Source organism: Pseudomonas sp. NPDC079086 (genome assembly GCF_044542155.1).
GTDB lineage: Bacteria > Pseudomonadota > Gammaproteobacteria > Pseudomonadales > Pseudomonadaceae > Aquipseudomonas.
Genome location: NZ_JBITTY010000004.1, coordinates 92,628 through 104,260 on the forward strand (window position 1 = coordinate 92,628; position 11,633 = coordinate 104,260).

Consider the following 11,633-nt stretch of genomic DNA (forward strand, 5'->3'; position numbering starts at 1 on the left):
GTATGCACCGTAACAGTGCCTCTGCTTGACGTGGGGTCAGGCAGAAACGCAGCTTATACGCCGGTCAGCATGGCGTCAGCGGGCGCGTCAGAGCGCTGCTGGTGGGTCAGCTGGAAGTAGACGAACCCTGCTGCCATAAAGCCGAGGAAGACCAAGGCAATCAGCATGTTGAACCAGACCATGGCGACCAGGCAGACCACGGCCAGGAACAGTGCGATGCCGGGGACGATCGGGTAGCCAGGGGCGCGGAAGGTGCGCTCCAGGTTGGGTTCAGTCTTACGCAGTTTGAACAGGCTGAGCATGCTCATGATGTACATGACGATGGCGCCGAACACGGCCATGGTGATCATCGCCGCAGTCAGCGTCATGCCTTGCAGGTTGATCAGGCCGTCGCTGTAGATCGCTGCAATGCCGATCACGCCGCCGGCGAGGATGGCGCGGTGCGGGGTTTGGAAGCGGTTGAGCTTGGCCAGGCCAGTCGGCAGGTAGCCTGCGCGCGCCAGGGCAAAGAACTGCCGCGAGTAGCCGAGGATGATGCCGTGGAAGCTGGCCACCAGGCCGAACAGACCGATCCAGACCAGCATGTGCATCCAGGTGGAGTTGTCGCCGACGACTGCTTTCATCGCCTGTGGCAGTGGATCGTTGATGTTCGACAGTTCGCGCCAGTCACCCACGCCGCCCGCCATTACCATCACGCCGATGGCCAGAAATACCAGGGTCAGAATGCCGCTGACATAAGCGCGAGGAATGGTGCGCTTCGGGTCTTTGGCTTCTTCTGCGGCCATTGCCGCGCCTTCAATGGCCAGGAAAAACCAGATGGCAAAAGGGATGGCGGCGAAGATGCCGGCAATCGAGGCAGTGCTGAAGGTGTCGGAGCCAGACCAGCCATTCAGGGCAAAGTTACTGAAGCTGAAGCCCGGCGCAACCACACCCATAAATACCAGCAGCTCACCTACCGCCAGCACGGTCACGATCAGCTCGAACGTCGCGGCAATGCTGACGCCGAGGATGTTCAGGGTCATGAAGATGAAGTAGGCCCCCACTGCCGCATGTTTGGGATCCAACTCCGGAAACTGCACGTTGAGGTAAGCGCCGATAGCCATGGCAATGGCCGGTGGGGCGAAGACAAATTCAATCAAGGTGGCGAGGCCGGCAATCAGCCCACCTTTCTCACCGAAAGCCCTGCGGCTGTAGGCAAACGGGCCGCCAGCATGCGGAATGGCCGTGGTCAGCTCGGTGAAACTGAAGATGAAGCAGGTGTACATGGCCGCGACCATCAGCGCGGTTACCAGAAAGCCCAAGGTACCTGCGCTGCCCCAGCCATAGCTCCAGCCGAAGTATTCGCCGGAAATCACCAGGCCGACGGCTATGCCCCAAAGGTGCAGGGTGCCGAGTGTGGGTTTGAGTTTTGTTGCAGTCGTCATCGCGTTCCCGCCTAAGAGTTGAGCAGACCAAGAGTCTTGCGGATCAAGGCAACGCCCATGCCAGCGCCGCCAAGAGTTGGCAGCGGGCAGGACGTTTTGCGTTTTTAGCTATGTGCAGGGCGTTTTCAGATTGTCGGTCTGAGCCCTGCGCAGTCGCCCCTTAGAAAAAACCCAGCGGGTTGGTGTCGTAGCTCACCAGCAGGTTTTTGGTCTGCTGGTAGTGCTCGAGCGCCACCTTGTGGGTTTCACGGCCGACGCCGGATTTTTTGTAGCCACCGAAGGCGGCATGCGCGGGATACAGGTGGTAGCAGTTGGTCCATACACGACCAGCCTTGATTGCCCGGCCCATGCGGTAGGCGCGGTTGATGTCGCGGGTCCACAAGCCGGCGCCGAGGCCGAACTCGGTGTCGTTAGCAATCGCCAGGGCTTCGGCTTCGTCCTTGAAGGTAGTGACGCTGACCACCGGGCCGAAAATCTCTTCCTGGAATACGCGCATCTTGTTGTGACCCTTGAGCAGGGTCGGCTGGATGTAATAGCCGCCGTCTAAGGTGCCGCTGAGTTTTTCTACGCTGCCGCCGGTAAGCAGTTCGGCGCCTTCCTGCTTGGCGATTTCCAGGTAGCTGAGGATTTTGTCGAACTGCTGCTCGGAGGCTTGCGCGCCGACCATGGTGTCGGTGTCCAGCGGGTCGCCGCGTTTGATCTGCTCAACCTTCTTCATCACTTCCTTCATGAAGGCGGGGTAGATCGACTCCTGCACCAGGGCGCGGGATGGGCAGGTGCACACCTCGCCCTGGTTGAAGAAGGCCAGTACCAAGCCTTCGGCGGCTTTTTCGATAAAGCTTTGTTCGGCCTGCATGATGTCTTCGAAGAAGATGTTCGGCGATTTGCCGCCCAACTCCACGGTGCTCGGGATGATGTTCTCTGCAGCGCATTTGAGGATGTGCGAGCCGACCGGGGTGGAGCCGGTGAAGGCAATCTTGGCAATGCGTTTGCTGGTGGCCAGGGCTTCGCCGGCTTCCTTGCCAAAGCCTTGCACCACGTTGAGTACGCCAGGCGGCAGCAGGTCGCCAATCAGCTCCATCAGCACGCTGATACCCAGCGGCGTTTGTTCGGCTGGTTTGAGCACCACGCAGTTGCCGGCGGCCAAGGCTGGGGCCAGTTTCCAGGCAGCCATCAGCAGCGGGAAGTTCCACGGGATGATCTGCCCGACCACGCCCAGCGGCTCGTGGATGTGATACGCCACGGTGTTGCCGTCGATCTCGGCAGCGCTGCCTTCCTGGGCGCGCAGGCAGCCGGCGAAGTAGCGGAAGTGGTCCGCGGCCAGCGGAATATCGGCATTCAGGGTTTCGCGCACGGCTTTGCCGTTGTCCCAGGTTTCGGTAATGGCCAGCATTTCCAGATTGGCTTCAATACGGTCGGCAATTTTCAACAGGGTCAGCGAGCGCTCCTGCACTGAAGTCTGACCCCAGGCGTCGGCGGCGGCATGGGCGGCGTCCAGCGCCTTGTCGATATCCTCGGCGCTGGAGCGCGGGAACTCGGCAATCGGCAGGCCGTTCACCGGCGAGGTATTGGTGAAGTACTGGCCTTTGACCGGCGCGACAAACTCGCCGCCGATGTAGTTGCCATAACGGGATTTGAACGAAACGAGTGCACCTTCGGTGCCGGGATGGGCGTAACGCATGCTGAATATCTCCTGGTTCTTATGCTTGTTCTGGGATGCAGCGAACGGCGCGCTGTGGCGCTTGTGTAGAGACAGAGCAAGGGCTGGGCCAGGAGTGCGCAATGGCCGTGCTAGAGGGGTTGTGCGGGCAGAGAGGACGTGCTGTGGCGGCACGCCTGTATCAGCCCTGATACAGCCCGGGTGACACTTTGTGCCACCGGCGATACAGCGCGATGACTCACCGGTCAGACCGTCTTGCAATGGCTCGGCGGCTGGTAGATGCTCGCTCATCACGTGCAACTCCACAGCGGAGAACAATAACAATGCACAACCCAGCAAGCCGCCACGCCCAGCAGGTGCTGACCGTGGCTCAAGGGCGCGGACAACTCGCCGGCCCGGCTGCCGATTCCTCGGTGGCGCGCTCCTGGCTGCGCTGCCTGCAGCAGCATCACCTCGACCCGGCGCAGAGCATGCCGCCGGCGGTGATTGAGCACGCGCACATGCTTGAGCGGCGCGAGCAGTTGCAGCAGGTGCTGGAGATTTCCAGTAACGAGATGAACAGCCTGCATCGCCAGCTGGCCGGCTCCGGCCATGCCGTGCTACTCACTGACGCGCGCGGGGTGATCCTCAACTGCGTCACCGAGCAGGCGGAAAAACGCACCTTCGAGCAGGCCGGGCTGTGGCTTGGTGCCGACTGGAGCGAAGCCTGCGAAGGCACCAACGGTATCGGCACCTGTCTGGTCGAACGCCAGCCGCTGACCATCCACCAGAATGAACACTTCCGCAGCCGGCATACCGGGCTGACCTGCTCGGCCAGCCCGGTATTCGATCCGCATGGCGAGTTGCTGGCGGTGCTGGATGTGTCCTCGGCGCGGCATGATGTATCGCGGCAGAGCCAGTTTCACACCATGGCGCTGGTCAACCTGTCGGCCAAGGCCATCGAGGGCTGCCATTTCCTACGCAGCTATGAAGGCGAATGGCTGCTGCGCTTCCACGCCCAGGCCGAATATATCGGCCAGTTCAGCGAAGGGCTGCTGGCCTTCGATGGCGATGGTCGAGTCAGCGCGGTAAACCAGAGCGCGATCAACCTGCTTGGCCTTTCGCGTCGGCAACTGCTCGGCCGCACCTTGATCGAGGTATTTGATTGCCGCCTGGATGACCTGCTCGGTCGCGCCTCGGCGCAGCCCAGCGCCAGTTGGCCGTTGTATACCCAGCGCGGCCAGTTGCTGTTTGCCATGCTGCGCGGCCAACCTCGGCGCAGCGCCCAGGCGCTTGGCACGGCGGCGCTGGCAACCCCTGGGTTGTGTCTGGCTGACCCAGACTTGCAGAGTGATTTCCGTCGCGCGCTGCGGGTTTATGAGCGCGATGTGCCGTTGCTGATCGGCGGAGAAACCGGTACCGGCAAGGAGGCCTTTGCCAAGGCCCTGCATCAGGTCAGCTCGCGCGGCGGCAAGCCGTTTGTCGCGCTGAACTGCGCGGCGATTCCCGAAAGCCTGATCGAGAGTGAGTTGTTCGGCTATCGCGGCGGCAGCTTTACCGGCGCGCGCAAGGAAGGCATGCGCGGCAAGCTGCAGCAGGCCGATGGCGGCACGCTGTTCCTCGATGAAATCGGCGATATGCCGCTGGCGCTGCAGACCCGTTTGCTGCGGGTATTGGAGGAGCGCCGGGTTGAGCCGATTGGCGGCGAGGCCCAGGCCATCGATGTGCGGGTGATCAGCGCCAGCCACCGCGACTTGAACGCGCGAGTGGCCAGCGGCGAGTTTCGTCAGGACCTGTTCTATCGCTTGAATGGCCTGGTGATCGAACTGCCGCCGCTGCGTGAGCGCAGCGATAAGCAGGCGCTGCTGGATTTCCTCCTGGCCGAAGAGGCGCGCGGGCAATCTGCGCGGCTTGATGATGCGGCCCGTGAGGCGCTGCTCGCCTACCCCTGGCCAGGAAATGTGCGCCAGCTGCGCAATGTGCTGCGCACCCTCAGCGCGCTGTGTGAACACGGCGTGATCAGTCACGCCGAACTGCCCGCCGAGATTCGCCATACCCGCCCTACGCTGGCCCTGCTGCCTGCGGCCAAGCCCGATCAGCTGGGCGACGCCGAACGCCAGGCGCTGCTCGCGGTGCTGGAGGCGCAGCACTGGCAGATGAGCCGCAGCGCCGAGCAATTGGGCATCAGCCGCAACACCCTGTACCGCAAGCTGCGCAAGCATGGGATTGCCAGGCGCGGCTAGCCGCATTGGCCAATACGGCGCCACCCTGAACGGCACGCGTTGTCCAGGGCGGCGCGGAGAAGGCCCGAGTTGGCCAGGCACGTTTAGAAAAAGCCCAGCGGGTTGATGTCGTAACTGATCAGCAGGTTTTTCGTTTGCTGATAGTGGTCGAGCATCATCTTGTGGGTCTCGCGACCTACGCCGGACTTCTTGTAACCACCGAAGGCGGCATGCGCCGGGTACAGGTGGTAGCAGTTGGTCCACACACGACCAGCCTTGATCGCCCGGCCCATGCGGTAGGCGCGGTTGATGTCGCGGGTCCACAGGCCGGCGCCGAGGCCGAACTCGGTGTCGTTGGCAATCGCCAGGGCTTCGGCCTCGTCCTTGAAGGTGGTCACGCCGACTACCGGGCCGAATATCTCTTCCTGGAACACGCGCATCTTGTTGTGACCCTTGAGCAGGGTCGGCTGGATGTAATAGCCGTCGGCCAGGTTGCCAGTCAGGTTCTCCGCTGCGCCGCCGGTGAGTAGCTCGGCACCTTCCTGTTGGGCGATTTCCAGGTAACTCAGAATCTTGTCGTACTGCTGCTCGGAGGCCTGAGCACCGACCATGGTTTCGGTATCTAGCGGGTCGCCGCGCTTGATCGCCTTGACCTTCTTCATCACCTCAATCATGAACGGCTCGAAGATCGACTCCTGCACCAGTGCCCGTGATGGGCAGGTGCACACCTCGCCCTGGTTGAAGAAGGCCAGTACCAGGCCTTCGGCGGCCTTTTCGATAAAGGCTGGCTCGGCACTCATGATGTCTTCGAAGAAGACGTTCGGCGATTTGCCGCCCAGCTCCACGGTGCTCGGGATGATGTTCTCAGCGGCGCACTTGAGGATGTGCGAGCCGACCGGGGTGGAGCCGGTAAAGGCGATCTTGGCGATACGTTTGCTGGTGGCCAGGGCTTCGCCCGCCTCCTTGCCAAAACCTTGTACTACGTTGAGCACGCCCGCTGGCAGCAGATCACCGATCAGCTCCATCAGCAGGCTAATCGATAGCGGCGTCTGTTCGGCCGGCTTGAGTACGATGCAGTTGCCTGCCGCCAGCGCTGGAGCGAGTTTCCAGGCGGCCATCAGCAGCGGGAAATTCCACGGGATGATCTGTCCGACCACCCCCAGAGGTTCGTGGAAATGATAGGCAGCGGTGTGTTCGTCGATTTCCGCAGCGGAGCCTTCCTGGGCGCGGATGCAGCCGGCGTAGTAGCGGAAATGATCGGCGGCCAGCGGTACGTCGGCGTTGAGGGTTTCGCGTACGGCTTTACCGTTATCCCAAGTCTCGGCCACGGCCAGCAGTTCGAGGTTGGCCTCGATGCGGTCGGCGATTTCCAGCAGCACCAGGGCACGGCTCTGCACGCTGGTTTTGCCCCAGGCATCGGCAGCGGCATGTGCGGCGTCCAGGGCGAGCTCGATATCGCTGGCATCGGAGCGTGGGAACTCACCTATTACCGAGGCATCAACCGGGCTGCTGTTGGTGAAATAACGGCCGCCCAGCGGCGCGACAAACTCGCCGCCAATAAAATTGCCATAGCGCGGCTTGAGGGTGACGACGGCACCGGGGGTGCCTGGTTTCGCGTAAATCATGATGCTGACCTCTTGTGTTAGGGATGGCCGGCGCGCACGGAGGCTCGCCGGCTGAGGTTGTCAGACGCCTTGCGGTGTTTCCCCGCGCTTCAGGCGGGCATTGATGTCGTCGATCACCGCGGGCAGCTCGTTGATGGTGTCGATCAGGTAGTGCGGGCGTGAGCCTTCGAACAGTTGGGCGATGCGCACGCGCTCCCTGGCCAGTTGCTCGGCAGGCAGGTCCTTGAATTGCGCATAGGTCAGGCCCAGGGCGTTGCCCGAACAGGTCAGCGCCACCGTCCACATGCCGGCGCTGCGTCCTTCGAGAATACCTGGAGTGGTGTCATCGACCTTGACGCAGGCCGCCACGTCGCTGATGCCGAGGGCAATCACGTTGGCCAGTGCCTGGGCCGGGTGCGGGCGGCCGTTGGGTACTTCGTCGGTAGCGACTACATGGTCGGCGACGTAGCCATTGCGCTCGGCCAGTTGCACCACTTTTTCCATGACCACCGCCGGGTAGCCGGAGCAGGAGCCGATCTTCAGACCCTGATTGCGCAGGCCGGTGATGGTCTCGAGCGCACCAGGGATCAGCGCCGAGTGTTCGGCGATCTTGGCGATCTGCAACGGCATAAAGCGTTCATAGATGGCCGTCACGTCATCATCGCTGGGCAGGCGGCCAAAGGCGGCGCGGTAGCGCTCGGCGATTTCCGGCACGTTGCATAGGGTGCGGATATGGTCCCACTTGCCCATGCCCATTGGCCCGCGGGCCTCGGCCAGGGTTACGGGGACGGCGAACTCGGCAAAGGCTTCGACGAAGATCTGCGTCGGCGCGAAGGAGCCGAAGTCGACCACGGTGCCGGCCCAGTCAAGGATCGCTGCTTGCAGCTGCTGAGGTTGTTGATAGTTCATGTCGTGACTCCTGGATGGATTAGGTGGAAAGGTCAGGCTCGGAAGCTTGCGTTGCTTGCGGCGCTATTGGGGTTCTGTGGGTTGCTGGGGGGCGGCGCTAGCTGGTTCGGGCGGCTGTTCCAGTACGGCAGCATCATCACGGTGGCGATCAGGGCCGTGCCGGTGAACAGCAGGAACACGCTTTCGGTATCGAAGTAGCCGGGCAGCAGGCCGCCAAGGATTGCGCCGATTGAGCCGCAACCGTTGACGAAGCCGGCTGCGGTACCGGCGGTGCCCTGGCCGTAGTCGATGGCGGCGGAACCGCTGATCATCGAGTCCGGGCCGTAGAGGCTCAGGCCCATCATGAACAGCAGGCCGACCACGGCCAGTACGCTGCCGCTCTGCATCGCCGGGACGAACAGCGCCAGGCAGACCGCCAGGACCAGCAGGCTGACCACGCAGGCTGGGAAGCGCCGTGCGCCGAACAGTTTGTCCGACATTAGGCCGAGCAGTACCGGGCCAATCAGGCCGGCGACTTCAAAGGAGGTCGGGACGATGGCTGAGGCCACCTTGCCGATCTCCGGCATGCGCTCGTAGACCATTACCGGGCCCCAGAACAGGATCGCGTAACGCGCCGGCTTGAGCAGGAAGTAAGCCAGGCCGAGTACCAGTACCGTGCGGTTTCTCAGGATGGTTTTCAGGCAGCTAGCGAAGCTGGCGTGCTGTCCGTTGCCATCGAGTTGCGGTGTATCGGCGCTTTCGATCGCTGGCAGCCCCACATCTTGTGGCGTGTTGCGCTGCAGCAGAAAGAACAGCACTGCCACTGCGCCGACCACGATGGCGCTGGAGAAAAATGCCGCGCGCCAGTCGCCATAAACCTGGTAGGCCCACCAACCGGCGAAGGGCGAGGCCACCAGGCCGCCGAAGGCGTAGCAGCTGCTCCACAAACCAAGTACCCGGCCGCGTTCGCCAGTGGCGAAGAAACTGCCTAGGTTCTTGCACAATCCTGACCAGCCAGTGGATTGCGCCAGGCCCTGGATCACCATGCAGGTGGCGAAGATGGGGAGGGTGGCAAAGCTGCCCATGATCAACGCCACCACGGCGGAGATCAGCAAACCGCCCAGTACTACCACACGCGGGCCAAAACGGTCGGCGAGGATGCCCCAGGTAAATTGGCCGACGGCATAGGCCCCGAGGTAGAGCGCATCAAGGTTGGCCATGGTGGCCTTTTCCAGGGTGAAGTCGGGGTCATCGGCGATGCCCAGCTTGGCCACGGAGAAGGCCTTGCGGGTGAAATAAAAGGCGGCGTAAGCCAACCAGGTGATGGCAAATATCTGCAGGCGCCACCGCTGTATGGGGTTGCTGCCGAGGTTGAACAGGGAAAAACCATATGTCTGATTCACGGTACTGACCTCTGAGTTGAATGTGCTGGCAGTTCAAGGAATGGCTGCTTTTGTTGTTGTAAAAGCACTTCTGTCGCCGTCTTGGCGGACGGTCTGGATCAGATCAATCGAGGCCCGGGAGCGTGGCGTCCTGCCGGGTTGTCCCGCCTGGCAGGCGGGCAACGGCCGGTCTCGTACTGCAGCTCTGCACCCATGCCGTAGTGGCCTGGGCGCGCTGGTTCAGTTCGCCGGACGGCAATCGTCGACGCCCATCACCGCCAATGCGTCGGCGATGGCGCGCAACAGCTGGCCGACGATGCGTTCGTCGATCTGGCCGATGCAGCCGATGCGGAAACTCTCGGCAATGGTCAACTTGCCGGGGTAGATGACGAACTGGCGGGCTTTGAGCTCGTTGTAGAAACGCGTGAACTCAAAGTTCGGGTGGGTTGGGCTGAAGAAGGTGGTGATGATCGGCGACAGCCAGCGGTCTTCCAGTAGGGTCTGAAAGCCCATAGCGCGCATGCCGGCCACCAGGGTGTCGCGATTCTTTGTGTAGCGCGCCTGGCGTCCAGCCACGCCACCTTCGGCGACGTGTTGCTCCAGCGCTTTGCGGAAGGCCACCACGCTGTGGGTCGGCGGGGTAAAGCGCCATTGGCCGGTGCGCTCCATGTATTGCCACTGCTCCAGCAAGTCCAGGCTCAGTGAATGGGCGCGGCCCTTGGACTGTTCCAGCAATGCACGGCGAATGATCACGAAGCCGAAGCCGGGAATGCCCTCGATGCACTTGTTGGCCGAAGACACCATGACGTCGAATGGGATCTTGTCCACGGTCAGCGGCACCGCGCCGAAGGAGCTCATAGCATCAACGATCAGGTGCTTGCCGTGGGCTTTGACCACGTCGGCGATCTCGCGCAGCGGGTTGAGGATGCCGGAGCTGGTTTCGCAGTGAACCAGGAACACGTCGGTGACGTCGGGGTGGGTTTCCAGCAGCTCGGCGACTTCCTCCGGTTGCGGTGGCAGGTAGTCACCCTTGTCCAGGGCGATGTAATCACGGCCGAGGTAATCGAGAATCTGTGTGGCGCGCTTGCCATAGGCACCGTTCATCAACACCAGGGCTTTGCCGTCGCGGGCGATGGCGGTGGCCAGTGCCGCTTCGACGGCGAAGGTGCCGCTGCCTTGCAGGGGCACGCAAGCGTAGTTGTCGTCATGCACGCCGGCCATTTGCAGCAGGCCTTGGCGAATTTCCGCGGTGACCCGGTTGAAGTCGGTGTCCCACGAACCCCAGTCGCGCAACATGGCCTGCTTGGTGGCCAGCGAGGTGGTCAGCGGGCCTGGGGTCAGCAGATAGGGCTCACCCAGTGCCGGGGCAGTAAGGGCTGGGCGGGCGTTAATGAATTCGGCTTTGCTCATGATCGTCTCCAGTGTGTGCGGTGGCAGCGATGCGCCGCTCTGGAGTCGATAAAAACAACTTGCAGTAAATAAATAAAATCGATTTATAGTATTTCAAAAATAAGCTGAACTTATTTATTGAGGTGTCAGATGGCGGTTTCCAATGCTCAATTGCGGGCCTTTCACGCGGTGGCGCAGCAGGGCAGTTTCACTCGTGCCGCCGAGCGTCTGTGCCTCAGTCAACCGGCGGTTTCCGACCAGGTGCGTAAACTCGAGGAGCTATTCGGGGTGCTGCTGTTTCATCGCACCAAGCGTTCGGTGCAGCTCACCGAGCTGGGTGAGCAGTTACTCGGTATCACCCAGCGACTGTATGCAGTCGCCGCCGAAGCCCAGGAGCTGCTCTCCAGCTCGCGAGCCTTGCAGAGTGGCAGCCTGACCTTGGCGGTCGATTCACCGGTGCATGTGCTGCCGTTTATTGCCGCGTTCAACGAACGTTACCCAGGGATTCGCTTCAATCTGGTGACCGGTAACACCGATGAGGCGCTGGCCAGGCTGTTTGCCTATCAAGCGGACTTTGCCGTGCTTGGCCGCCCGGTGGCGGATGACAACCTGCTCAGTCATGTCCTGAGCAGTGCGCCACTGGTGGCCTTTGTCGGCCTTGAACACCCCTGGGCGGGGCGCGAATCGATCGTTCTGGCGGATCTCGATGACACCCCGCTGGTGCTGCGTGAGCGTGGCTCGATGACCCGGCAGATGATCGAGGACGAACTGCGCCGCGAAGGGTTGCGCGTGCGTTCGGCGCTTGAGGTTGAAGGGCGTGAGGCGGTGTTCGAGATGGTCGCGGCCGGTCTGGGTGTGGGCATTGTTTCGGCGGCGGAGTTCGGCTCCAGCCGGGCGATGCGGGCGTTGCCGATCCTTGACTGTCAGCAGCGCATGACTGAAACCCTGGTGTGCCGGCGCGACCAAGGATCGCGACGGATCATCGCGACTTTTCTTGAAGTTGTGCGGTCGAACAGTGGCGGCTGATCAGCGTGCCAGCGCGCCCGCCTGTAGGGTGCTGTGCTAATCTGCGGCCAGTTTTTATC

At 62.2% G+C, this 11,633-nt stretch carries 8 protein-coding genes; 2 read left to right on the forward strand and 6 right to left on the reverse strand.

Annotated elements, in window-relative coordinates; genetic code table 11:
* Positions 1-53 precede the first annotated feature (53 nt).
* Both eat and ACIGEK_RS18475 read right to left on the reverse strand, forming a co-directional pair.
* Positions 54-1,424: an ethanolamine permease gene (eat, locus tag ACIGEK_RS18470; RefSeq protein WP_397494715.1), complete on the reverse strand. Its 1,371-nt coding sequence runs from the start codon at positions 1,422-1,424 to the stop codon at positions 54-56.
* A 160-nt stretch (positions 1,425-1,584) separates the two neighbouring features.
* Positions 1,585-3,105: an aldehyde dehydrogenase family protein gene (locus tag ACIGEK_RS18475; protein WP_397494716.1), complete on the reverse strand. Its 1,521-nt coding sequence runs from the start codon at positions 3,103-3,105 to the stop codon at positions 1,585-1,587.
* 302 nt (positions 3,106-3,407) lie between these two features.
* Between ACIGEK_RS18475 and ACIGEK_RS18480 the strand changes: the two genes are divergently transcribed.
* A complete protein-coding gene (locus tag ACIGEK_RS18480; protein ID WP_397494717.1) occupies positions 3,408-5,306 on the forward strand; it encodes a sigma-54-dependent Fis family transcriptional regulator in 1,899 nt (632 codons plus the stop codon).
* Positions 5,307-5,389: 83 nt separating this feature from the next.
* Here the strand turns inward: ACIGEK_RS18480 and ACIGEK_RS18485 are convergent, their stop codons facing one another.
* The 4 genes from ACIGEK_RS18485 to ACIGEK_RS18500 all read right to left on the reverse strand — a co-directional run bounded on the left by ACIGEK_RS18485 (position 5,390) and on the right by ACIGEK_RS18500 (position 10,569).
* Entirely contained in the window at positions 5,390-6,910 is a 1,521-nt protein-coding gene (locus ACIGEK_RS18485) for an aldehyde dehydrogenase family protein (RefSeq protein WP_397494718.1), read from the reverse strand.
* 60 nt (positions 6,911-6,970) lie between these two features.
* Positions 6,971-7,798 (reverse strand): phosphonoacetaldehyde hydrolase, encoded by an 828-nt coding sequence (gene phnX / locus ACIGEK_RS18490; RefSeq protein WP_397494719.1) that lies wholly within the window; start codon positions 7,796-7,798, stop codon positions 6,971-6,973.
* Positions 7,799-7,830: 32 nt separating this feature from the next.
* Positions 7,831-9,180 (reverse strand): MFS transporter, encoded by a 1,350-nt coding sequence (locus ACIGEK_RS18495; protein ID WP_397494720.1) that lies wholly within the window; start codon positions 9,178-9,180, stop codon positions 7,831-7,833.
* Between the two features lie 219 nt (positions 9,181-9,399).
* Positions 9,400-10,569 (reverse strand): 2-aminoethylphosphonate--pyruvate transaminase, encoded by a 1,170-nt coding sequence (locus tag ACIGEK_RS18500; RefSeq protein ID WP_397494721.1) that lies wholly within the window; start codon positions 10,567-10,569, stop codon positions 9,400-9,402.
* Positions 10,570-10,698: 129 nt separating this feature from the next.
* Here ACIGEK_RS18500 and ACIGEK_RS18505 point away from each other — a divergent pair, with 129 nt between their 5' ends.
* Positions 10,699-11,574, forward strand: a complete 876-nt coding sequence (locus ACIGEK_RS18505) for a LysR substrate-binding domain-containing protein (protein WP_397494722.1) — start codon at positions 10,699-10,701, stop codon at positions 11,572-11,574.
* Positions 11,575-11,633: the final 59 nt, after the last annotated feature.

What these genes read in the sequence shown, in the direction of transcription:
- ACIGEK_RS18505 (WP_397494722.1), top strand. Translation starts at nt 10,699, where the DNA reads ATGGCGGTTTCCAATGCTCAATTGCGGGCCTTTCACGCGGTGGCGCAG.
- ACIGEK_RS18480 (WP_397494717.1), top strand. Translation starts at nt 3,408, where the DNA reads ATGCACAACCCAGCAAGCCGCCACGCCCAGCAGGTGCTGACCGTGGCT.
- phnX (WP_397494719.1), bottom strand. Translation starts at nt 7,798, where the DNA reads ATGAACTATCAACAACCTCAGCAGCTGCAAGCAGCGATCCTTGACTGG.
- ACIGEK_RS18500 (WP_397494721.1), bottom strand. Translation starts at nt 10,569, where the DNA reads ATGAGCAAAGCCGAATTCATTAACGCCCGCCCAGCCCTTACTGCCCCG.
- eat (WP_397494715.1), bottom strand. Translation starts at nt 1,424, where the DNA reads ATGACGACTGCAACAAAACTCAAACCCACACTCGGCACCCTGCACCTT.
- ACIGEK_RS18485 (WP_397494718.1), bottom strand. Translation starts at nt 6,910, where the DNA reads ATGATTTACGCGAAACCAGGCACCCCCGGTGCCGTCGTCACCCTCAAG.
- ACIGEK_RS18475 (WP_397494716.1), bottom strand. Translation starts at nt 3,105, where the DNA reads ATGCGTTACGCCCATCCCGGCACCGAAGGTGCACTCGTTTCGTTCAAA.